This is a genomic window from Enterobacter cloacae complex sp. 370H10 (assembly GCF_050031535.1).
GTDB classification, from domain to species: Bacteria; Pseudomonadota; Gammaproteobacteria; order Enterobacterales; family Enterobacteriaceae; genus Enterobacter; species Enterobacter intestinihominis.
In genome coordinates this window covers 1,226,811-1,249,312 of sequence record NZ_JBLGWG010000001.1, presented here as the reverse complement: position 1 = coordinate 1,249,312, position 22,502 = coordinate 1,226,811, and the positions used below count along the sequence as shown (strand labels likewise).

17 protein-coding genes and 4 pseudogenes are annotated in these 22,502 nt (G+C 51.2%); 3 read left to right on the top strand and 18 right to left on the bottom strand.

What is annotated here, in order from left to right; translation table 11 throughout:
• The first annotated feature begins 8 nt into the window (after positions 1–8).
• On the top strand, positions 9–419 hold the full coding sequence (locus ACQG2Q_RS06045; RefSeq protein WP_023299534.1) for an ASCH domain-containing protein: 411 nt from the start codon (positions 9–11) through the stop codon (positions 417–419).
• Between the two features lie 200 nt (positions 420–619).
• A complete protein-coding gene (locus tag ACQG2Q_RS06040) occupies positions 620–949 on the top strand; it encodes a type II toxin-antitoxin system HigB family toxin (RefSeq protein WP_032671566.1) in 330 nt (109 codons plus the stop codon).
• Between the two features lie 83 nt (positions 950–1,032).
• On the opposite strand, the gene ACQG2Q_RS06035 is transcribed toward ACQG2Q_RS06040, so the two are convergent.
• The 17 genes and pseudogenes from ACQG2Q_RS06035 to ACQG2Q_RS05955 all read right to left on the bottom strand — a co-directional run bounded on the left by ACQG2Q_RS06035 (position 1,033) and on the right by ACQG2Q_RS05955 (position 18,188).
• Complete coding sequence (locus ACQG2Q_RS06035; RefSeq protein WP_023299532.1) at positions 1,033–1,596, bottom strand: hypothetical protein; 564 nt, start codon at positions 1,594–1,596, stop codon at positions 1,033–1,035.
• 132 nt (positions 1,597–1,728) lie between these two features.
• Positions 1,729–2,067 carry a barstar family protein gene (locus ACQG2Q_RS06030; RefSeq protein WP_023299531.1) on the bottom strand — a complete coding sequence of 113 codons (339 nt, stop codon included), beginning with the start codon at positions 2,065–2,067 and terminating at the stop codon, positions 1,729–1,731.
• Positions 2,067–2,276 (bottom strand): annotated as a pseudogene (locus ACQG2Q_RS06025) (ribonuclease domain-containing protein); the annotation flags it as partial. The gene ACQG2Q_RS06030 and the pseudogene ACQG2Q_RS06025, both read right to left, overlap by 1 nt.
• Before the next feature lie 150 nt (positions 2,277–2,426).
• A pseudogene (locus ACQG2Q_RS06020) lies at positions 2,427–3,773 on the bottom strand (RHS repeat-associated core domain-containing protein); the annotation flags it as partial.
• Positions 3,774–4,271: 498 nt separating this feature from the next.
• Positions 4,272–4,793, bottom strand: coding sequence for an SMI1/KNR4 family protein (locus tag ACQG2Q_RS06015; RefSeq protein WP_045309179.1), 522 nt, complete (start codon positions 4,791–4,793; stop codon positions 4,272–4,274).
• 128 nt (positions 4,794–4,921) lie between these two features.
• Positions 4,922–5,386 carry an SMI1/KNR4 family protein gene (locus tag ACQG2Q_RS06010; protein ID WP_237764268.1) on the bottom strand — a complete coding sequence of 155 codons (465 nt, stop codon included), beginning with the start codon at positions 5,384–5,386 and terminating at the stop codon, positions 4,922–4,924.
• A gap of 231 nt (positions 5,387–5,617) precedes the next feature.
• The gene (locus tag ACQG2Q_RS06005) at positions 5,618–6,151 is read right to left on the bottom strand and encodes an SMI1/KNR4 family protein (protein WP_063849600.1); all 534 of its coding nucleotides are present in this window, start codon (positions 6,149–6,151) and stop codon (positions 5,618–5,620) included.
• 541 nt (positions 6,152–6,692) lie between these two features.
• Complete coding sequence (locus tag ACQG2Q_RS06000) at positions 6,693–6,995, bottom strand: hypothetical protein (protein WP_063147972.1); 303 nt, start codon at positions 6,993–6,995, stop codon at positions 6,693–6,695.
• A 481-nt stretch (positions 6,996–7,476) separates the two neighbouring features.
• A complete protein-coding gene (locus ACQG2Q_RS05995) occupies positions 7,477–7,908 on the bottom strand; it encodes an SMI1/KNR4 family protein (protein WP_023299524.1) in 432 nt (143 codons plus the stop codon).
• Positions 7,905–8,135 (bottom strand): annotated as a pseudogene (locus ACQG2Q_RS05990) (HNH/ENDO VII family nuclease); the annotation flags it as partial. The pseudogene ACQG2Q_RS05990 and the gene ACQG2Q_RS05995, both read right to left, overlap by 4 nt.
• A 132-nt stretch (positions 8,136–8,267) precedes the next feature.
• Positions 8,268–9,617, bottom strand: a pseudogene (locus tag ACQG2Q_RS05985) (RHS repeat-associated core domain-containing protein); the annotation flags it as partial.
• 466 nt (positions 9,618–10,083) lie between these two features.
• Complete coding sequence (locus ACQG2Q_RS05980) at positions 10,084–10,695, bottom strand: hypothetical protein (protein WP_139154176.1); 612 nt, start codon at positions 10,693–10,695, stop codon at positions 10,084–10,086.
• A gap of 565 nt (positions 10,696–11,260) precedes the next feature.
• On the bottom strand, positions 11,261–11,827 hold the full coding sequence (locus ACQG2Q_RS05975) for a hypothetical protein (RefSeq protein WP_063849520.1): 567 nt from the start codon (positions 11,825–11,827) through the stop codon (positions 11,261–11,263).
• 184 nt (positions 11,828–12,011) lie between these two features.
• Positions 12,012–12,518, bottom strand: a complete 507-nt coding sequence (locus ACQG2Q_RS05970) for a hypothetical protein (RefSeq protein ID WP_063849519.1) — start codon at positions 12,516–12,518, stop codon at positions 12,012–12,014.
• Positions 12,511–16,725: an RHS repeat-associated core domain-containing protein gene (locus ACQG2Q_RS05965; RefSeq protein WP_237764267.1), complete on the bottom strand. Its 4,215-nt coding sequence runs from the start codon at positions 16,723–16,725 to the stop codon at positions 12,511–12,513. Before ACQG2Q_RS05965 ends, ACQG2Q_RS05970 begins: the two co-directional genes overlap by 8 nt.
• Positions 16,726–16,742: 17 nt before the next feature.
• Complete coding sequence (locus ACQG2Q_RS05960) at positions 16,743–17,180, bottom strand: DcrB-related protein (protein ID WP_038415594.1); 438 nt, start codon at positions 17,178–17,180, stop codon at positions 16,743–16,745.
• Positions 17,181–17,297: 117 nt separating this feature from the next.
• Complete coding sequence (locus ACQG2Q_RS05955) at positions 17,298–18,188, bottom strand: oxidoreductase (protein WP_096216639.1); 891 nt, start codon at positions 18,186–18,188, stop codon at positions 17,298–17,300.
• A gap of 105 nt (positions 18,189–18,293) precedes the next feature.
• Between ACQG2Q_RS05955 and ACQG2Q_RS05950 the strand changes: the two genes are divergently transcribed.
• Positions 18,294–19,415, top strand: coding sequence for a YbdK family carboxylate-amine ligase (locus tag ACQG2Q_RS05950; RefSeq protein ID WP_063849517.1), 1,122 nt, complete (start codon positions 18,294–18,296; stop codon positions 19,413–19,415).
• On the opposite strand, the gene ACQG2Q_RS05945 is transcribed toward ACQG2Q_RS05950, so the two are convergent.
• On the bottom strand, positions 19,345–22,500 hold the full coding sequence (locus ACQG2Q_RS05945; RefSeq protein ID WP_063849516.1) for an efflux RND transporter permease subunit: 3,156 nt from the start codon (positions 22,498–22,500) through the stop codon (positions 19,345–19,347). The two genes, ACQG2Q_RS05950 and ACQG2Q_RS05945, sit on opposite strands and share 71 nt — an antisense overlap.
• Between the last annotated feature and the right edge of the window lie 2 nt (positions 22,501–22,502).

Genomic DNA, 22,502 nt, shown 5'->3' with positions numbered 1-22,502 from the left:
GGCTCTTAATGGCTACTGTTGAGGTATTAAAAGTAAAGTATCCAGGCGCAGATGCCTGGCAAATGGGAGACAGCCCGGAACTGGCCAGCGAGCTTGCGGACCTGATTAAAAAAGGGATTAAAACGGCCTCCTGCGGATCCTTTGCCTCTTACCAGCAAGAAAAGTCTGCCCCGAGGATTGGAAGCTATAACATTATCCTTGATGGCCTGAATGCCCCGGTCTGCGTGACCCGGCTGGTTTCAATGCGACTGGTGCGTTTTTGTGATGTGACTGAGGAGTTTGCCCGCAAAGAAGGTGAAGGCGATTTAAGCCTTCAATACTGGCGAAATGAGCATCAGCGATTTTTTACCCGCGAAGGTCATTTTTCTAAAGATATGGAGTTGATCGCAGAAGAATTTGAAGTGGTTGAAGTGCTGTAAGACGAGAGAGTCCGGCTGGCGTCTGCTGCTATTAATAACAATGTCCGCTCCTGGCACAAAGTGGACATTTCTTTCACAGTCACCTCTTACAGTGTTCACACTCATTAAATGATCGCCTTTATCACGAGCAAATGAAAACTGCAATCCATGACAATTCCCACATTCTCAACCCGCCGACCACCACCTTAAATGTTTCCAATCTGGAAACAAGGGGCAAAAATGCCCGCAGTCTCAAGAGCGCTTTCGACGCGGCCACCAGACATTTTCCTATTCAAGAACTCGCTCTGGAAGATCTTTACTGGGTACTAAAAGGAGACCACTACCCATCACCAGACGACATGCGAAAGCGCTTCCCCAGCCGGGAGAGGATGAAATACCGGGAAAAATGGTGGGTCATTGACGTAGGTGGCGGGTATTTAAGAGTAATGTTATTTACTGATTTTGAGCGCGGAAAGCTCTTCATCAAACACACCAGCACTCACGCAGAGTATGACAAGCTCACGTACCTCTACCGGAGAACGAAAGAATGAACTTTGCAGCAGCCATCAAAGCGGCGAACAATCTGACAAGCGAGGCATATCCCATTCATTTATTTAAATAAAAAACATGTACCCTAGCCATAAAAATAATCATAGAATGCATTAAAACCTTCATTACCGATAAGAGGCGCAATTCTTTTCCGCAACTCATCAATAAAGTCACCTTTCACTTCGTCATTATCATCTGCTATATCAAAGATACCGTATTGACCATATACCAAATCAATAAGCTCAGCTAATGAAAATATAAATCCAGAGAGACTGCTAGCTATTTTAAATGGTTCAATTACATCATAACTAGCATAGACAGAGGTATTCCCTTCTTCGATAACCGCAATTAAAGGTTTACCTCCACCTAAATCATCACCAATAACAAGATAATTATCCGGTAAGTATTCATAACCACTTTGAGCCTTCGAGAGCTCACTGATAGAGTGAATTTTAATTGGCGTGAAGCCTGTTTCAATGTTTAATTTTTCCGGATTGTAATTTTTATATAAGTAATCAACATCTGTGGAACGAGGTAGGTTGGTTGGAAATGCATTGTCCAAGTCATTAACGGTATTGAAATTTCCGGATACCGAGTATTCATTACAAATAGCGGCTAGTTGCTTCAACGCCTCTTTAATCCCTCTCATCAGCCCTCCCTAAAGTATCTATGATTACACTCCACATAGTGAGTGAAAAATATACTTTCCGCAACATACTTCCGTTCAGAATAATATCAATTAATAAAAAACAGGCGAATTTTTCTTTTCGCCCGCCATATTTCACTTATGTTGTGCACAAAGCAATAACAAGATAGTTGGCTCCTCACCAAATAAAATACTTCTATTATTTACCTCTTGAATTGACAAAAGAAAATCATGCTTCAACCCCTCATTCAAATTGTTGATATTACTTATCTTAAGTAATAAAAACTCGTCTTGCTTTAAGTTTAAAGATGTCATCCCCTCTTCTGGGAATCGCAAACTAGTCAGGCAATCTATGAATGCATGGAAATTATTACCATAGAAATCAGGAAAGCCAAACAAGTGCTTAACCCTATCATGAAATTCTGTAACATCATTTATTTCTTTAAAGTCAATAGATAAAGTAATTACTTTCATTACTTCCATCCTCCCAGACCGATCTCTATGAAAGTGTTGTAATGGTCGTGACTATAAAATGCTTGACCTGTTTTTGTATCCACAACTATACGCCTGGCTCCTCGATTTCCTACACCAGGTGTTTTTACTGTCCATTCTCTATAAGGACCGCTTCCTGTATTAAGGCGCTGACTATCTGGTGAAATTTTGAAATTATTTTCAAAAGGTATTCCATCACGAGGAAAAGCTGGTCTATTCAATTTAATATTATCGATTGTTTTTTGTACTTCCCTCATTTCTGAGGCGGTCATTTTATGCCCCCATTTTTCGTTTACAACAGCATGAAATTCTTTAGGATTCTTTGATGAATGAGAACATTTAAGACCCAGCGGATCAATCCACCCCAACGGATTCGGCGCATACTGATATAGGTTCCACCCACCATTCAACCCAATCGGATCCTGCACAATAAACCGCCCGACCTGCGGGTCGTAGTAGCGGAACAGGTTATAGTGCAGTCCCGTCTCACCGTCAGCGTACTGCCCGGCATAGCGAAGCGGCTGGTGTGCCATCGCCGTGCGATTCACAAGCCGTGAGAACCCTTCGCTCTGATGGCGCACCTCGCCAAAGCTGCCGTACTGGCCGCTCCAGCGCACCGCGCTGCGCTCGTCTGTGACCTCCAGCGGAGCACCGTTCAGATCGGTATTGAACCAGTAAATCTCACCGCTGCTCTGGTCACGAAGGTGATCCACACGCGCCAGCGGGCTCCAGGCTTCATTCGGGTCGTATAAATACGTGCTGCACAGCCCGCTCTCTTGCTGCTCCTGCAGCAGGCGATAGCCCTGCCACAGGAAGCGGGTGTCGGTGGTGCCGTGCGTCGTGGTGACGATTTTGCGCGTGCGGCGGCCCAGCGCGTCGTAGTGATAGCGCGCCTCAAAACGCCCTTCCGGCCCGGTTCCGCGGGCGGATACCAGCCGGTTCTCGGCGTCATACGCATAATGCTGTTCATACAGCCCGTTGCGGCGGCTGACCAGGTTGCCCCAGTGGTCGTATTTCATGAAACGCGCCTGCCAGTGCTGGAGGCGGTTATCCGTGACCGGTGCCGCAGCGTCACTGGCGGCGAGGTTATCCGCGGCGTCGTAGCTGAACTGCGCGCGGCTGTGTCCCTGTCGGGCCTCGTAGTGCTTCAGCAGACGCCCTTCGGCGTCGTAGCCGTAATCCACCTCACCGCGCAGGGTGTCGCTGACGCCGGAAAGCTCACCGCGCGCGGTGTAGCGGTACAGGCGTTCCAGTAGCGCCTGCTCCGGCAGGGTCACGTCCGTGCTCAATTCGCTGCACTGCAGGGTGCGTCTGCCGAGGCTGTCATACTGACGGAGCTGCTCGCGCGCGCCCTGGGTGCGGCGCACTTCCCGGTGCAGGCGGTCGCGGGTGAACTCGGTCACCAGCTGCTGCCCGAAGCGGATGGCGCTGACGTGGCCGGAGCCGTAGTGCAGCCAGGCCAGCTTTTGCTCGCCGGGCAGCGTCAGGCCGGTCAGGTTGCTCAGGGCATCCCATTCGTAGCCCACCGCGCCGTTAATGCCGGACTCGCTCAGCACGCGCCCGGCGGCATCGTGGCGGTAAGCGATCTCATCACTTTCGATACCCAGGGCAACGTCTTCGGCGGTTGGCGTACGGCGGATGCGGGGGCGGATGCGGGTAATCTGGCCGCTCGGGTCGCGGAAATGGCGATTTGCATGAAACAATAATGCTACCGCCATACCCTGATCAATTAAGCTATCTGCACGATAACTATTTTACTTTTTAAACAGCAGATTAAACACAGTAACTTACTTACACATAGTACTGTTTTATGGTCGACTATATAGGTATTATCTATCCCAGCCGTAAAATCGAAGCCTCAGCCAGATATGCACAGAGTCTTTTTTCACACTTCAAGATCTAGTAGCCAGAAACGACGAGATTGGGATTATCATCAATATTTCATTCACATTATGAATATCATCACTGGTAATAAATAAGTAGAATTTATAATTATAAAAAGTCAAATGGTTTATTTTATAACGTGCTTATCTAATGTTCTAAATCTAACAATGCTGTCGACTTTAATATGAAGATTTGAATACAAGCATACGTGATACTCTTATTTTACTATTTATCCATTTAATAACCTCTAAATTTAAAAACAAGCCATAATCATATTGTTAATATGACTTAATTTTGAAACATCATAAATCAACAGTTACATTCATTCCTGCATCAAGGGAAGTCTTACAAATTATCTTGTGAAATTCAGTAAAGCTATTAGTAATTTTATAGATATTGCCACACTCATTTTGCTCAGCGAACTCAAAATATTGGATATCATCATCTGCATGTAGATGTGTTCTGTCCCAATAATACACACCCTGGCTTTCACTGCCATTTAATATAAGGTAAAAGTTACCTCCAGGATCACCGCCGATGATTAATTTATCATCAATAAAATCAAGTTCATTTAAAAAACACTTATTTTGACGAAAAATGTCGTGATTAGGATTTTTCATATTTATTCCAAAAAGGGCATAAAAAGCTATAACCCCTTCATCGACACCTTCGTACTCAAGTTCACAAAAATCTGGAGATTTTACAACAAAACCATTTTTAAACCTGAGGAATTCTTTATAATCTTCTGGCAAACCGAAATTAAATTTCGCCTCCAAAATTCTAAGTTCATCTTTTGTTTTGGGTTTACCGCATGAAATAGGCATAAGCTATCCTTAGTATATAATTCCTTGATCTTAGATAATCCACCTCAAAAAAAACAAACTACAATTAATTTTTACATACATAATTTATTGTAGTAATAAAGTCGGGAAAAATATCCCGAATTCTTATTTCAAATGCTTTCGAACTTGATAACAGATGGGGGAAAATCATCAGGGAATGATTTACATCTAATTTTGTTTTTTAATAATCCCTCAAGAAAATCAGTTAGCCCACTATCAAAATACTCAACTTCTGGTGATCGTGCTGCAATAATAGCAACGGTCCATAACTCACTATTATCTTTAGAATTTACCACCCAGAATAGATACCCCCCATTATCGGTAACTCCTAACGGAATCAATCCATTACCCTTGGGATACAATTGATAATTATAATAACCCTTATCTGACTCAATCAGATAATTAAGGTCTTCCAAAATTAATTTATACTGTTCAAAAAAATTGATACCTTCATTTTTACTAAATGGGTTAAAAATAACAATAAAGTCCGCGATACGACCTGAACCATACTCATTTATAAACTCAATATAATCAGAGGGGAAAGGTAAACCATCCTCAATCAGTGGCCATTTCATTCCCTTCCCCGAATCCGAAGGGGCGAAAGATACTGCTAATATTGTAACCAGTTTATTTATCAACATAGCATGCGTTCCAATATTGATATGAACAGCATTTAATCGGGCCTGAACGTCTACCAAAATAACCAATTTAGAAATTAATTTTCATTCCAAAGAATTTTTATTACTGCACTCTGTTCATGAATGAAAATCGGGAAATATCCAAGAGATACTCCCCTTAAAAAGGGATTATATACTATTCCAAAAAGAAATATCATTTGCCCCTGTTGAATTTATAATTTCCGTTAGCGGGCATGCTTTTAAAAAATGCGAACCAACACCTCTGATAAATAGCTCAAAAGTATCAGCTATCGATTCCCATCCATCCATCGTTTGTTCACTTGTAATAGCATAAACTTTGCCATCGTGAGTATTAAGCAAGATAGTATAAAGATCTGATATTGCGATACATATCACACCATCTGGTCTATGCTCGCCAATCCACCAATGGTTAAACTCATCATTGTTAATCCTGACTATTTTCTCCAAATAATCATCACCATGACCGAAAGATATATTCCCCAAAGAGAAGTTATCAATATCATAATTATTGACAAACTCAATAAAATCCTTTGGGAAATTTGCACCAAGTCTGTCCTCCGAATGCTTGATATTATTTACAGGCGCCATTCTTTTTTTCAAAATCAAATCATCCATCTCTCCATTAAAAGGAGAGAACTTCTCATGTAATTTAACTTCAATTTCATTTATTGTTAATAACACAATTATTACTCTCATTTCGTATGCCAAACATCGCCATTGCCAACATGAGTACATCCAGATGCGGGTATATCATATGTTACAAAATCGACATGTTAATGTATTATTGCATCTACTTTATAATTCACTTGCTCAGGAAATACTTTAATCTGGGTTTCATCTATTCTCGGTAACTGTCCCACTTCTTTTATTCTTTATAACTTGTTTTAACTTAAGGAACCCAATGCATATAAGATTATTGACTCCAAAATTCTGGGTATTCCCTTATATCGCAGTTGAAATAAGTATTCCTGATACTAATGTTCTGGTATCTATTTAGAATGCATGATGAGGTCTTCCGGGGTGATGAGGATCAACCCGCGTCTGGTATGGATTGTTACCTCTGACTTCATATCCCCTACATAACCCAATCGGATCCTGTTCAGTAAACCGCACAATCTGCGGGTCGTAGTAGAGGATGGATTATTAATTATATGTTTGTGGTTCAAGAAAGGATTATATCATATCAAAGCCGGGCGAATTTCTCACCCGGTCTTCATTCTTTTTAGCTTAAACAGTTTATTACTAGCGAGTCTAACTCTATCCATGCATCTTCTAATTTAAAAGCCAAATCTGGTTTGTTTTCCACTTTATCAAAACTAGCATATGCATTTCTTATCATTTGAGGTATTGTATATAAATACAAAGCTAATTCTTTATCTATGGAGTTATTATTTTTCAATAGGTTAGCAAGCTCATCTAAACTAGAAACCAAGTCATTATACTGTTCATCATTGAAAACCATATTAATTCTAACATTATTAACAAAATCATTATCAATTATTTTTTTCTTTACATCATTTAACATAAATCACCTATTTAAATATGATGGCTTCGTGAGGAATCTCACCAAAAATCAATACTTCCTGATGCGCCGCATCAGCATTTCGAGTAAACGGCGTTTGTAAATACTCTGCTGATGCCTGGCTTCTGGTGGAGGAAATCTAAGAGTCACGCGAATGCGGAGCACCTACAATATATGTTAGGCCGGCGTTATTTTATGCTAAAGTTTTGTTCTTATTGTTTTATCCGCTCATATACTCTCTCGTTTTCAGGCGTCACCGCTCTTATGACACTATTACCATTACATAACCTGCACGGAGCAAACCATCCCAGCGGATTCAGCGCATACTGATAAAGATTCCACCCACCATTCAACCCAATCGGATCCTGTACGATATACAGTCTATCCGAGGAGCGTAGTAGTTATATTAAACTTAATAGGTAAAACAAGCCGGAAATTAAAAAGTACTTCCCGGCGTTTTAGTTAGAACGGAAAAATACAGTTATTAAATGTATGCAAACAATCGTTTCTTGAGATACACAATAAAATTATCAGCATAGGGTTGAACATTCTCCCCTAATGATACATATATTTTTTCCATTTCATTTGCATCAAAAAAGAACTCTTCGCCAAAATCCGTATTCGATACAACAACTCTTCCTTTTTTCAAATTATCATTTGCTATAGTATTTTGATATACTATATCTCCACCTACCGCCTCATCAAAAGGCAGGCAGTAAATACTATAAATTTCCTCACCACAGATATCTCCGCCACCATAATTGTTTAAAAACCACTTATAGCTAGCAGGAAAAGTCACTGATAATGCTTTTTCTGCAGCATCGATCCAGTCACTTCCTGGAGAATCTTCAGACGTTCCCATGTTGATTAAATCAGAATGTTTATCAAAAAGCTCTACTAATTCTTCTCTGCTCATAGGAAATCACTCGCTCTGTTTGTCCAATATTGTTTACGCCATGTATCAAATACAGATCTATCTATACCAGATGGGATTGTGTTTGGATTTATGTGTATTATTCCATGGTTAGTTTTATGGAATGTTTGACTCATCTCCGCAATTGGGCCATCTTGAGTTTGTAACATATGATGTAAATTAACCGCATTTCCATCATATCCAACAGGTGCACGGCCTGTAGCCATTCGCTCTACGTTCGTTCCCCTGAAAACTTTTCCTTTTTCACGCCAAGTTGTCATCAATTCAGGATCAAATAAATCATCCCGCTGATAAACTTTATTTCCGTTAAATTCTATTGGTTCATTTTTCCAAAACTTCCTGTTTTGCCCAGAAGAATTACAAGCAGCAAGACCCAGCGGATCAATCCACCCCAACGGGTTCGGCGCATACTGATATAGGTTCCACCCGCCATTCAGCCCAATCGGATCCTGCACAATAAACCGCCCGACCTGCGGGTCGTAGTAGCGGAACAGGTTATAGTGCAGCCCCGTTTCACCGTCAGCGTACTGCCCGGCATAGCGAAGCGGCTGGTGTGCCATCGCTGTGCGATTCACAAGCCGTGAGAACCCTTCGCTCTGATGGCGCACCTCGCCAAAGCTGCCGTACTGGCCGCTCCAGCGCACCGCGCCGCGCTCGTCTGTGACCTCCAGCGGAGCACCGTTCAGATCGGTACTGAACCAGTAAATCTCACCGCTGCTCTGGTCACGAAGGTGATCCACCCGCGCCAGCGGGCTCCAGGCCTCATTCGGGTCGTAGATATACGTGCTGCACAGCCCGCTCTCCTGCTGCTCCTGCAACAGGCGGTAGCCCTGCCACAGGAAGCGGGTGTCGGTGGTGCCGTGCGTCGTGGTGACGATTTTGCGCGTACGGCGGCCCAGCGCGTCGTAGTGATAGCGCGCCTCAAACCGCCCTTCCGGCCCGGTTCCGCGGGCGGACACCAGCCGGTTCTCGGCGTCATACGCATAATGCTGCTCGTACAGCCCGATGCGGCGGCTGACCAGGTTGCCCCAGTGGTCGTATTTCATGAAACGCGCCTGCCAGTGCTGGAGGCGGTTATCCGTGACCGGTGCCGCAGCGTCACTGGCGGCGAGGTTATCCGCGGCGTCGTAGCTGAACTGCGCGCGGCTGTGTCCCTGTCGGGCCTCGTAGTGCTTCAGCAGACGCCCTTCGGCGTCGTAGCCGTAATCCACCTCACCGCGCAGGGTGTCGCTGACGCCGGAAAGCTCGCCGCGTGCGGTGTAACGATACAGGCGTTCCAGTAGCGCCTGCTCCGGCAGGGTCACGTCCGTGCTTAGCTCGCTGCGCTGCAGGGTGCGTCTGCCGAGGCTGTCATACTGGCGGAACTGCTCGCGCGCGCCCTGGGTGCGGCGCACTTCGCGGTGCAGGCGGTCGCGGGTGAACTCGGTCACCAGCTGCTGCCCGAAGCGGATGGCGCTGACGTGGCCGGAGCCGTAGTGCAGCCAGGCCAGCTTTTGCTCGCCGGGCAGCGTCAGGCCGGTCAGGTTGCTCAGGGCATCCCATTCGTAGCCTACCGCGCCGTTAATGCCGGACTCGCTCAGCACGCGCCCGGCGGCGTCGTGCTGGTAAACGATCTCATCACTTTCGATACCCAGGGCAACGCCTTCGGCGGTTGGCGTGCGGCGGATGCGGGTAATCTGGCCGCTCAGATCGCAGACGTAGCGGTTTGCATAAGACAATCATGCTACCGCCACACCCTGATAAATTAAGCTATCTGCACGATACTTATGTTACTTTCTAAAAAGTAGGTTAAATAGAAAAAACTTACTCAAATTATCCTGCTTTTTAAGGTCGACTTTGTCGGCATTACCTATTCCAACCGTAAACCAAAATCTCTGCCGGACATACACGCAAGCCCAACTTGCCCCCTCATGAGCAACTGACTCGCAGAGAAGGGATTTTAGACCGGGCGCAGCGTCACCATGAATATTTCGAACAGCTATATTTTTCTGATAGCGGATAATTATGATATGCAGGAGCTATCCAAGTAACATAATCTGACTAGACATATGGTGTAAAACTTCCCCAAAATTAGAATAATAAAAAAGGACTGGAAAGATAAGAAGATCTTTTCAGTCCTTTTTTATTATTAAGTTAGCTAATTTATAAAAAACAACCTTACCATTCTTTCAGATTATCAACTGAATCAACCTCTTGAAAACCAATTCCATTTTTCTTACAATATTCAACAGCTTTATCCCATATATTACCATCAAAAACAATTACACTCCCCCCAGCGACAGGAGTAAAAAACCTGTAAAAAAGAAATTGATAACCTTTTTTTATTAAAGAATTTATTACACTTACATCAGCACCACCATAATCATAAAGATTAAGTAGTTCAGGTTTCTCAGGGAAATTCTCTTCAGGTAATCCTTTATTAGTTCTTAACTTATTTTTCAGAAGCATCTTGCGATACTCCGTCAGTTGCTTATTCACTTGTTCATTATTGTTGCCAAAAAAATAAAGCCCTTTTCTACTTAGGGCTGAGCAAGCATCAAGATTTTGCCCCTCTTTATTAAAACACATAAGATTAGTAAATAAAGAGGACAATAGCCCCTTCGATTTTTCAGTTAAAAAATCATAAGGACCATATCCATTACTATCTATATTATATTGATAGCAAATACAATAAGCCTCCGATAGTAAATCAGTTTTGAAATGACCTGATTGAACTATCCATTCGGAAATAGGAAATTTAATTAATTGCTCAGGCATATTATTTACCATGTAAAAATCACCTCATTACCTTTAGGGTCAATCGCATGCACATGACCATTAGAATGATGCTCAGACATACCAGTTTGACTAGCATCCGGGTGGCCGTCGGGATGCTCAAACCAATGATTTTTCTAATTAGGATTACGCCTACCTGGTAGCAGATAAACCTAAAGAAGCTTTTACCAAAAAGCTAAAGGAATAAAATCTTAACTCAGTGCTAGATATTATTAAAGCATCACGACCGTAAATCATATCATATTTTTTTCTAGTGCCTTTACATTCATGTCAACGATATCCCGTCGTGTCTATAGAATTACAAACTTAACCAGTTGAAACTATGCATCTTAAAATATTAACATTTTGGCGGAGATAGAATTTTAAACACGGGCGAGCAATTATTAAATTATAACAAATATATTTTTCTGAGACATGATATTAATACCATGATTAATTGAAAGAAATTTTATAAAAGCAATTAAAAAATTAAGAAAAAAGCATTCTGAATAAAAAACCATCAATATTATATAAGCCGGAAATAATTAATATTAATCCGGATTTTATTAATCATTTATCTTTACGAGTACTGCCAAAAACCAGCTATGATATTCCCGCCAGATATGTTTTTATACAAATACAAAGCACCGTAACCAAAGATGTAATCACCATCAAGCAATGCATCTGGATAATAATCTTCATCTATCTGCATGAAAAATTCATAACCATCTTTTTGCAAAGCATCAAAATAATAATCTTCCGATTGTATTAATCTTGCCTCTTCGGTTTTAGTGATAAAGTCAAACTCTTCACTTTCAACCTTATCATACCCAACGATAACTGCCTTATTAATGTGTTTTATCGTAAATACATCATTATTGCTTTCATCAGAATGCGTGTGCGTAAAAATTTTTACTGAACAATTAGGGTAGATGTTTTTATCAATCATATCATCATATCGTTCAGGAGTAAGTATCGTAATATACTCATGTGCCTCATCAGGATTCTGAACTGTCAAATAAAACTTATAACCCCGCACAATATCTAGTTTATCTAAAAAGAATTCAGGGATATTTCCACCAATCCGCCCAATGTCATTACCATCAGAAAAGATACTTATTTTAGAGATTAGATTACATTTAATCATTTCTTAAACTCGCTCCCATAAAAAGTACATTCTCTCTTTCCTAATTCCCATAACCCTTTCAGCGAACAAATTCTTAGCATTTTTAAGTCACATTTATGATTAACTACAATGTACGTCTCTTCAGGCATGATTAAAAAAAACTAACAAAAGCCGGAAATTTTATTTTCTTTGCCGGCTAATAGATTTAATAAATCCTGGAGTCTGAGCGTGGTTCAACATCTCTCATACCAAGTTGATTCGTTTTTTCAAAAATTAAATCATAGCAGTAAACAGTCTCTTCCCCCTTTAATAAATGAACCCCTTCAAGGCTCACTCTATATATTCCTTTAGGAACATCAGTGTTAATCCAACCAGTATAATCTTCCCACTCCCAAAACACTGCCATATCAGCAACGTATAAATCACCAGTTACATTAAGATAGAAATATTTATCTGTGAATATAACTTCCCTGTCTTTATTGTCGGGAAATTCATTTAAAAAAAGCCTAACAACATAGCCACCATCATCAAGGCCCATAATAGGTAAGGCAATACCTTCATTAAGAACAAGATCCCCTTTGTCTGTGGTGGTGAATTCCTGGAGAATGTTATCTCCATCCTCTATCTTCCCACCAAATGGGGCCAGTATTCCTGGATAATCGAAAATTATTATCCCGTTAAAATCCACATCAATGTCAATTGTTTTAACCACATCTGCCTCCTGATGCCTTACCTGTTTGTTTATTATTGAACCACTCCAGCAGTTTTGAATGTGCTTCTTTAGGAGTGACATTTCTGGCTAAGATTTCACCCGTCGAAGGAATCTTTAAATCACCTCTTATATGTGAAACGGAGTCTAAATTACGGCTAGACGCATTGAATAAATCTTCCGCGGAACCCTGCCACGGCCCCTGAATTTTTCCAATATCGTTTTTAATAGCTCTATGTAATTCTTCATGCATTCCAGCACTATAAGGATCTGGGAAAAACGTTGGCGTATTTTTCATAGTACCAAGATCGGTTAGCCCAATGCTGTTGGCCTTGTTTCGTGGGATTAAATGGTGTCCCATTCCATTTGGGTTCCATGCCCATGGCATTAGCCCTAATGGATCTATCCAAGTAAGTGGGTTAGGAACGTATGAATATAAATTAAAACCGCCATTCAACCCAATCGGGTCCTGCACAATAAACCGCCCGACCTGCGGGTCGTAGTAGCGGAACAGGTTATAGTGCAGCCCCGTTTCACCGTCAGCGTACTGCCCGGCATAGCGAAGCGGCTGGTGAGCCATTGCCGAGCGATTCACAAGCCGTGAGAACCCTTCGCTCTGATGGCGCACCTCGCCAAAGCTGCCGTACTGGCCGCTCCAGCGCACCGCGCCGCGCTCGTCGGTCACTTCCAGCGGCGCGCCGTTCAGATCGGTACTGAACCAGTAAATCTCACCGCTGCTCTGGTCACGAAGGTGATCCACCCGTGCCAGCGGGCTCCAGGCTTCATTCGGGTCGTATACATAGGTGCTGCGCAGCCCGCTCTCCTGCTGCTCCTGCAGCAGGCGGTAGCCCTGCCACAGGAAGCGGGTGTTGGTGGTGCCGTGCGTCGTGGTGACGATTTTGCGCGTGCGGCGGCCCAGCGCGTCGTAGTGATAGCGCGCCTCAAACCGTCCTTCCGGCCCGGTTCCCCGGGCGGACACCAGACGGTTCTCGGCGTCATACGCGTAATGCTGCTCATACAGCCCGTTGCGGCGGCTGACCAGGTTGCCCCAGTGGTCGTATTTCATAAACAGCGCCTGCCAGTGCTGCAGGCGGTTATCCGTGACCGGTGCCGCAGCGTCACTGGCGGCGAGGTTATCCGCGGCGTCGTAGCTGAACTGCGCGCGGCTGTGTCCCTGTCGGGCCTCGTAGTGCTTCAGCAGACGCCCTTCGGCGTCGTAGCCGTAATCCACCTCACCGCGCAGGGTGTCGCTGACGCCGGAAAGCTCGCCGCGTGCGGTGTAACGATACAGGCGTTCCAGTAGCGCCTGCTCCGGCAGGGTCACGTCCGTGCTTAGCTCGCTGCGCTGCAGGGTGCGTCTGCCGAGGCTATCATACTGGCGGAGCTGCTCGCGCGCGCCCTGAGTGCGGCGTACCTCACGGTGCAGGCGGTCGCGGGTGAACTCGGTCACCAGCTGCTGCCCGAAGCGGATGGCGCTGACGTGGCCGGAGCCGTAGAGCAGCCAGGCCAGCTTTTGCCCGCCGGGCAGCGTCAGGCCGGTCAGGTTGCTCAGGGCATCCCATTCGTAGCCCACCGCGCCGTTAATGCCGGACTCGCTCAGCACGCGCCCGGCGGCGTCGTGGCGGTAAGCGATCTCATCGCTTTCGATACCCAGGGCAACGCCTTCGGCCGTCGGCGTGCGGCGAATGCGGGTAATCTGGCCGCTCAGGTCGCGGAAGTAGCGGTACTCCGCGTGGCGCTGAGTGCGCCCGATCAGCAGCCCGCTGTCGTCATAGCTGAACTGCTGGACGCGACGGGCGATACCGCCGTCGGCGGCAGGCCGGCCGTTTTCTTCGAGCGCGCAGAGGAACCCTCGCGCGTCCCATTCCATATGGCGCACGGTCTCGTCCGGGCGCGTTTCGCTGAGCGGGCGGCCCACGGCGTCATAGGTGAAGCGGTATTCCGCCCCGTTGCCGTTATCGAGTCGCAGCAGGTTACCGCGCGGGTCGTAGCGCCACTGGCGCACGCGGCCAATACGGTCGGTGAGGCTGACCGGGAGGCCGAGCGCGTTATAGGCCCAGCTCACCTCGCTTTCCAGCGGGTCGCGCCAGCCCGTGAGCTGGCCGCGTTCGTTCCACACCAGCGACTCGCGGCTACCGTCCGGATGGATCACGGCGCTGAGCAGCCCGGCACGGCTCCACTCCCGCCGCGTGATATTCCCTTCTGCATCTTCGCTGGCAATCAGCTGCCCGAAGCGGTCGTAGGTGAAGCGGGTGACGCTGCCGGAGCAGTCGGTGCGCTGCGTCAGCAGCCCCTGGTGGTTCCAGACCAGGCGCACCACGCCGCCGATGGCGTCGGTGATGCTCTCCGGGAGGAATTCTTCATCATCGGGATAGCGATACGCGGTGGTGCTACCGGCCGGATCCGTCTCCGACAGCAGGCGACCGCGAAGGTCGTACATGGCCTGCGATGAGGTACCGTCCGGGTAAACCGTGCGGGTGATGCGGTCGGTCAGGCGATGCCAGTGATACTCCGTGCGGCGGCCCGCCGGGTCCGTCTCGCTGGTCATGCGGCCGTATTTGTCCCACGTGCTGCGGCGCATCGCCCCGCCCGGCAGAATGACGTGGCAGAGCTCGCCGTCGCGGTAGACAAACGTCGTCTGGCGACCGTCGTAATCCGTGAAGCGCGCGACGTTGTCGTCGTCATCCACCAGCCAGTGCGCCTGCGCGCCGTCTTCGCGGGTCGCGCGGCGGGTGCCGTTCTCAAAATCGTATTCGAACGTCAGCCGTTCGCCGCCGCTATGGCGGAAGCCGACCACGCGCGGCAGGCCGTCAATCTCCCGCCAGCGGTATTCGCTCAGCAGGCCGTTGGCGTCCTCATGAGCGCTCATCAGCCCATCCTGCCAGCTGAAGCGTCGGCGCACGCTACCGCCCCGGCCGGTCACGGAGACCAGCTGGCGCTGTTCATCATAAGCGTAACTGACCAGGCAGATCTCGTCATCCAGCCAGGCGCCAACGAGCCTGTCGCGGTCGTAGCGGCAGACCACGCGCTGGCCCGCACAGTCTGTCAGGGCATGCAGGGTATTATCCGCATTCCACTCAAAGAGGATATCGTTGCCGCAGGGTTCGGAGAGGCGCAGGAGCAGCGACGGGGCATCATCCCGCAGCGGCGCATAGTGCCAGCGCTCGCCGCTGACGTCATACACCGACCAGCTGTCGTCCTGGTGATGTTCAAGCCAGTTTTTTTCGCTTTCGCAGTAGGAGCGCATCCCTTTCGGGACCTTCGGGAAGGCGACGTAATCGCCGGACGGTGCGCGCCACACCAGGCCGTCCTGATAAGGCTCCAGGCGGCTTTCCCAGAACAGGCTCCATCCGCGGCCCAACACGCTGTCGCCGGGATTGCCGCTGCGCCAGTAGCGCTGCCAGCGCACCGGAAGACGGGAAGGCAGGACGAAGTCCAGCTCATCATCCCCGCTAAGAAACTTCTGTCCGCTGACGATATCCACCGGGCGGGCGATGATCCCCGCGGCCGCCACGCCGGTCATCAGCGTGCCGGCGCGACAGGCGATACGGGCCAGCTTATTGATGCCGGGGATTTTGCCCAGCAGCTTAGAGAGCGCCCCGACTTTGCCAGCGGCGCCGCCCCAGCCGCCGAGAAGCCCGGCGAACAGCAGGGTAAGATCGGAGACCTTGTAGAGCCACTCGGGCACTTCAGACTGAATGGGGAGGGTTTGCTGCGGGTCGCCGCCGATAATGACGTTGTCCGAACCGGTCATCACCTTCGCGTCGCAGGTGGTGCGATCCCCGATGCGGGACGCTGGCTGGCCGTTAATGGAGACACGCTTAGAGCCTTCGGCCATCTGCTGCGAGCCGTCGTCAGAACAGTCGACGGTGCTATCGGTGGCAAGCGCGGCGGGTTTACCGTTGATAAACACGTTGGGCGAGCCGGAGGTGATGACGCCTTTCTTCGTCATGCTGGATGCCCCGGCGTCGGCGATGCTGTCCCTGGCGGCAGTCGCCAGCTCCCCGGTGTAATACCCCACGGCCAGACTGGCGCCGACAAGCAGGACGCCCACGCCAAGACAGGATGCGCCGAGACCGGCAATAAACATGGCCCCCGCCAGAATGCCCCCGGCGGCGGCAATCAGGCCACCGACAATCGTTCCGGCAATCATCCCGGCCAGCGCACCGGAGTGGCCGATATCATCACCAACGCGTGCTGCTTCAAACATAACAACGGTCCCTGAAGTTAATGGTGGAAGCGGAAGCTCCTGAGAAGATCGCCAAACAGCGCTCCGTCGGCATCGCCCGGCGCGCGGGTGCAGGTCATAGTGAACACCAGGATTTTATCGCCGTCGACGTTAAACACGGCCTGCTGCTGCCAGATGCGTTTCCCGTCGCGCAGGTAGCTGGCATGGACGGTTTCACCCTGTAAAAGGCTGTCGCCCAGCGTAGCGGCGCTGCGCTCACCCTGCTTCCAGCCCTTGATGTGCTTTGCCATCAGGGCGAGCTGGCGATCGATATACGCGGCAAGCGCTTCGCCGGGGTTGAGGGCATCGCGGGAAATGTTGAACGCGGGCGCATCCGCTGCAGGCGGCGCGAAGACATTGACGGTACGGTCCTGATAGCCCTCAGGAAAAGCAATCATTCCTTCATTAAACAGGCACTGCGAAGATGGTTCTGACATTGAGCGGGTCCCACCACATTTTTTCAGAAGCGGTAAGTTTCGCATATGTGTTTAAGGCTGACTATCCCCAGATTATTGCTCCACCGTCACGCTCGCCGAACGGAAAAACAGCGGCCGTTAGCCCGGCCCCTCGCTCCCCGCCGCCAGCAGCGGTACCACCACGTCGCTGATGGGCACCGCAATACCATGCTTGCGGCCATAGCGCTGGATCACGCCGTTACGAATATCCCACTCCATCGGGCGTTCGGCCTGACGGTCGGCAAGGATTGACGTGCCTAAATCCTCGGGCGCGCGCTGGAAGTTCGCCAGAATCTCCTGGGCCACCGCATCGTCCAGCTTCGCCCCTTCGGCGCGGGCGACGGCAAGTCCCTCGTGCAGATAGGCCAGGGCCAGCTCGCTGATATCCTCGCGTCTGAACATCCCGGCGCGGCGGTTGGCCAGCACCATCAGCCCGGCGACCGCGTTTTGCAGCAGCTTGCGCCAGGCGACGGTGGTGAAATCTGTCGAGAGCTCAACATCACAGCGCGTCCCGCGAAGCGCCTCGACCACCCGCTGCGCCTGCGGCACATCCGGTAGCGTCAGACGCGGTTTTGCCCGCAGCCAGACGGAGGCGTCCGGCTCGCGCTGCGCCGGGAACCAGACCACCGACGGCAGCACCGTTGCGCCGTTGACCAAAGGCGCAAGCTGGGCTTTCTGCTCCACACCGTTTTGCAGCGCGCAGACCACGGTGTTTTCATCGCACAGGGCGCGCAGCCACCCGGCGCTGTCGGCATTTTGCGTCGTTTTTACCGCCACAAAAACGAGGTCTACGGGGCGCGTAATGACGGTGGGATCGGTGAGTACCGGACCGGGCACCACAGTTTCATCCTCATCGTGACGCAGGCGTAATACCGGATGCGCGGTGCGACCGCACAGCAGCGGCGTACGGCCCGCGTCATGCAGCACCGCGGCAATGGTGGTGCCAATCGCACCGGGACCAATCAGCGCAATGGTTGGATAGTCAGACATGGGTCACTCCCCTTTTGCTAAGCCTGCTATCAGTTATACCACCCTGAAAAGAGCGCGCCACGCCCATTGTCTATACTCAACACATAACAGACAACGGAGTGCGCCATGCCCTTACCCGATTTCAAGTCCTCTGAACCTTATACCCTCGGCATTGAGCTCGAACTCCAGGTGGTTAACCCGCCGGGTTACGATCTGAGCCAGGACTCCTCTCCCCTCATCGCCGCCGTCAAAGACGACATCAAAGGGGGCGAAGTCAAACACGACATCACCGAAAGCATGCTCGAAATCGCCACCGGTGTCTGCCAGACCATCGACCAGGCGGCGGCGCAGCTCTCCGTGATGCAGCAGAGCATCCTGCGGGCGGCGTCGGAGCAGCACATCCAGATCTGCGGCGGCGGCACGCACCCGTTCCAGAAATGGCAGCGGCAGGAGGTGTGTGACGACGAGCGCTATAACGTCACGCTGGAGCGCTTTGGCTATCTGATTTTGCAGGCGACGGTGTTCGGCCAGCACGTGCACGTGGGATGCCGAAACGGGGACGACGCGATTTACCTGCTGCACGGCCTGTCGCGCTTCGTACCGCACTTTATCGCCCTCGCCGCGTCGTCGCCTTATATGCAGGGCACGGACACCAAGTTTTCCTCGTCGCGGCTCAACATATTTTCCGGGTTCCCGGATAACGGCCAGATGCCGTGGGTCAACAGCTGGCAGGAGTTCGAGGGGCTGTTCCGCCGCCTGAGTTCCACCAGCATGATCGACAGCATTAAGGATCTGCACTGGGACATCCGCCCCAGCCCGCACTTTGGCACCGTGGAGGTGCGGGTGATGGATACGCCGCTGACGCTCGGTCACGCCATTAACATCGCCGGGCTTATTCAGGCGACGTCGCACTGGCTGCTGACTGCGCGGCCCTATAAGCATCAGGAACGGGATTTTCTGCTGTACCGCTTTAACCGTTTTCAGGCCTGTCGCTACGGGCTGGAAGGCATTCTGACGGACGTGCATACCGGCGAGCACAAAACCGTGGCGGAGGATATCGCCTGGCTGCTGGAGCAGGTTGCACCGTCGGCCGAGAAACTCGGCGCAACGAGCGCCATCAAGGAAATTGCCCTGCTGTTAAAGCAGGGCAAGAGCGAGGCGCAGCGCATGCGGGACTTTATCGCCGATGGCGGCTCGCTGATTTCTCTGGTGCAGAAGCACTGTGAGCTGTGGGCGACGAGTCCGTAAGGCCGTGCCCCCATTCGCGAAGGCGCTGGAACAGCACGAACAGCGCCGGGATGAACACTATCCCCACCACGGTGGCTACCAGCATGCCGCTGAACACCGTGGTGCCAATGATACGACGGCTCTGGGCACCCGCCCCGGTCGCCAGCATCATCGGCAGGACGCCTATGATGAACGACACGGCGGTCATCATTACCGCGCGGAAGCGGCGTGATGCCCCTTCCCGCGCGGCATCGACAATCGCCATTCCGTCCATACGACGGGCGCGGGCAAACTCCACAATAAGAATTGCGTTCTTGGCGGCGAGGGCTATCAATAGCACCAGACCAATCTGCACGTACACCTCGTTGGCATAGCCTGCCAGCCACAGCCAGACCAGCGCTCCGCCGATGGCGAACAGCACCGAGAGCATCACGCTCGCCGGCAGCGTCCAGCTCTCATACTGGGCGACGAGGAACAGCCACGCCATCACCACCGCCGCCAGCACAATCCATATCGCCTGATTCCCGGTCTGCTGCTCCTGATACGACATGCCGCTCCAGGCGTAGTCGTACCCGGTTGGCAGGTTTTCCACCAGAATCTCACCCATCGCCGCCATTGCGGTGCTGCTGCTCACCCCTTCCGCTGCCGAGCCGCTCACCGATACCGACGGGAACTGGTTGTACTGCTGAATAAATGGCGCGCCGACGGTCGGCGTGATGGTGACGAGGTTGCTCAGACGCACCCGCTCGCCGCTGTTGCTGCGCACGAACAGCTCGCTGATTTGCTCTGCGCGCTCGCGCCACTGCATCTCGTTCTGCATCACCACGTGGTAGACGCGGTTGTTGACGCTGAAATCCCCGGCGCGCGTGCCGCCAAAGGCGGTTTGCAGGCTGCTGAAGATGCGCGACACCGGCACGTCGAGGCGGGCCGCGCGCTCACGATCAACGGTGAGCGTCATCTGCGGCACGTTGCTGCTCCAGGTGGTGAACACGCGGCTCAGCTGCGGATGCTGGTTGGCTTTCGCCAGCACCTCGCGAGTTACGCGCTCCAGCTCCGCCGGGCTCTGCCCCGCCTGTGCCTGAATGCGCAGATCGAAGCCGGAGGCCTTGCCCAGCCCCGGCAGCGTCGGCGGTGCAAAGGTCATGATGGTGGCTTCCGGCAGGGCCAGCAGCTGGCGCTGAAGGGTGCCCATCACCTCATCCAGCGGCGGACGCTCGCTCCAGTCTTTGAGCATGATGGAGATAAACCCGCCGTTCGATGCGCTGGTGCCGTTGAGGATGTTAAACCCGGAGACCTGAATCACATCTTCCACCGCCGGGTTTTTAGCGATCAGCTCGCGCGCGGTGGTCATCACCGCTTCGGTGCGCTCCAGCGAGGCTGCCTCCGGCAGCTGGACGCTGGCAAAGAAGTAGCCCTGATCCTCCTGGGGCAGGAAGCCCTTTGGCATCGACATAAAGCTGAATACCACCACCGCCGCCGCGCCTGCGGTGGCCAGCAGCGCCAGCCACGGACGGAGGTTGAACACGCTCACGATCCGGGTGTAAAGCGTGCGCGTGGCGTCCAGCCCGCGGTTGAACCCACGGAAAACGGCGGCGGGCTGTGCCGGACACGGGCGCAGCAGCATCGCGCAGAGCGCGGGCGTCAGGGTCAACGCCACCAGGCTTGAGAGCGTCACGGCAGTCGAGAGGGTCACCGCGAACTGGCGGTATAGCTCGCCCACGATCCCTGGCAGGAGCGCCACCGGTACAAACACCGCCAGCAGCACCAGCGTGGTGGCAATCACTGGCCCGGCAATCTGGCGCAGCGCCAGCGCGGTCGCCGCCGTGCGGCTCTGCCCTTCCGCCATCAGCGTTTCGACGCTCTCCACTACCACGATGGCGTCATCCACCACCATGGTCAGCGCCAGAATAATGGCGAACAGACTGAGCGTGTTCGCGGAGTAGCCGAGCGCGTAGAGCACCGCAAAGGTGCCCACCAGCGACACCGGAATGGCAAGGGCGACAATCAGCGTCGCGCGCCAGCTTTGCAGGAACAGGGACACCACGACCACCACCGCCAGCATCGTCAGCGCCAGCGAGACGCCAATCTCTTTGATGGTAGCGGCCACAAACGAGGTGGTGTCGAATTTGACTTCATAGACCAGATCGTCCGGGAAGCGCGTGGATAACCGTTCCAGCTCCGCGCGCACCGCATCGGCCACGCGCAGGGCGTTAGCGGACGGCGTCGGGTAGATGCCAAGGTAGGCGGAGTCATGCCCGTTCAGCTGCGCGCCCGAGCTGTAGCTGCGCGAGCCAAGCTCAATGGTGGCGACGTCCTTCAGGCGCACCAGCTGGCCCATCTCCCCGGTGCGGATAATGATGTTGGCAAAGTCGTCGGCCTGGTTTAAGCGCCCTAGCCCGTTGATGGTTAGCGTCTGCTGCTGGCCGTTAAACACCGGCGGCGTGCCGACCTGGCCTGCCGCCCCCTGCACGTTCTGCTCGCGCAGCGCCTGCGCCACGTCATCGCTGGTCACGTTCAGGGCATTCATGCGGTCCGGACGCAGCCAGATGCGCATACTGTAGTCGCGCGCGCCAAACATCTGTACCTGCCCGACGCCCGGCAGACGCGACAGCGCCTCGCGCACCTGGGTGCTGGCGTAGTTGCTGACGAACAGCGGCGTGTGGGTGTTATTTGGTGAGTAAAGGCTTACCCCCATCATCAGGTTGGTGGCGCGCTTGCGCACCTGCACGCCGTTTTGCTGCGCCTCGGTCGGCAGCTGCGCCACGGCCTGCACCACGCGGTTCTGCACGTCTATGGCGGCGAGATCCGGATCGGTGCCCGCCGCAAAGGTGATGTTCAGGCTGTACGTGCCTTCGTCCGAACTGGTGGACTCCATATAGAGCATATGATCCACCCCGTTCAGCTGCGTCTCCAGCGGCGTGGCGATGGCCTCCGCCACGTCAGCCGAGCTGGCGCCCGGCCATGACGCTGACACATTCACGACCGGCGGTGTGATCTGCGGGTACTGCTCCACCGGAATAATCCTCAGCGCGATGGCCCCCAGCAGGGTGATGACCAGCGCAATCACCATCGCAAAGCGCGGGCGTTTGATGAAAAACGTCAGCATGA

Excerpts from the sequence above, each read along its gene's own strand:
- ACQG2Q_RS06035 (WP_023299532.1), bottom strand. The coding sequence starts at position 1,596 with ATGAGAGGGATTAAAGAGGCGTTGAAGCAACTAGCCGCTATTTGTAAT.
- ACQG2Q_RS05945 (WP_063849516.1), bottom strand. The coding sequence starts at position 22,500 with ATGCTGACGTTTTTCATCAAACGCCCGCGCTTTGCGATGGTGATTGCG.
- ACQG2Q_RS05960 (WP_038415594.1), bottom strand. The coding sequence starts at position 17,180 with ATGTCAGAACCATCTTCGCAGTGCCTGTTTAATGAAGGAATGATTGCT.
- ACQG2Q_RS05950 (WP_063849517.1), top strand. The coding sequence starts at position 18,294 with ATGCCCTTACCCGATTTCAAGTCCTCTGAACCTTATACCCTCGGCATT.
- ACQG2Q_RS06000 (WP_063147972.1), bottom strand. The coding sequence starts at position 6,995 with ATGTTAAATGATGTAAAGAAAAAAATAATTGATAATGATTTTGTTAAT.
- ACQG2Q_RS05955 (WP_096216639.1), bottom strand. The coding sequence starts at position 18,188 with ATGTCTGACTATCCAACCATTGCGCTGATTGGTCCCGGTGCGATTGGC.
- ACQG2Q_RS06045 (WP_023299534.1), top strand. The coding sequence starts at position 9 with ATGGCTACTGTTGAGGTATTAAAAGTAAAGTATCCAGGCGCAGATGCC.
- ACQG2Q_RS05975 (WP_063849520.1), bottom strand. The coding sequence starts at position 11,827 with ATGATTAAATGTAATCTAATCTCTAAAATAAGTATCTTTTCTGATGGT.
- ACQG2Q_RS05980 (WP_139154176.1), bottom strand. The coding sequence starts at position 10,695 with ATGGTAAATAATATGCCTGAGCAATTAATTAAATTTCCTATTTCCGAA.
- ACQG2Q_RS06010 (WP_237764268.1), bottom strand. The coding sequence starts at position 5,386 with ATGAAATGGCCACTGATTGAGGATGGTTTACCTTTCCCCTCTGATTAT.
- ACQG2Q_RS05965 (WP_237764267.1), bottom strand. The coding sequence starts at position 16,725 with ATGTTTGAAGCAGCACGCGTTGGTGATGATATCGGCCACTCCGGTGCG.
- ACQG2Q_RS05995 (WP_023299524.1), bottom strand. The coding sequence starts at position 7,908 with ATGAGCAGAGAAGAATTAGTAGAGCTTTTTGATAAACATTCTGATTTA.
- ACQG2Q_RS06015 (WP_045309179.1), bottom strand. The coding sequence starts at position 4,793 with ATGCCTATTTCATGCGGTAAACCCAAAACAAAAGATGAACTTAGAATT.
- ACQG2Q_RS06030 (WP_023299531.1), bottom strand. The coding sequence starts at position 2,067 with ATGAAAGTAATTACTTTATCTATTGACTTTAAAGAAATAAATGATGTT.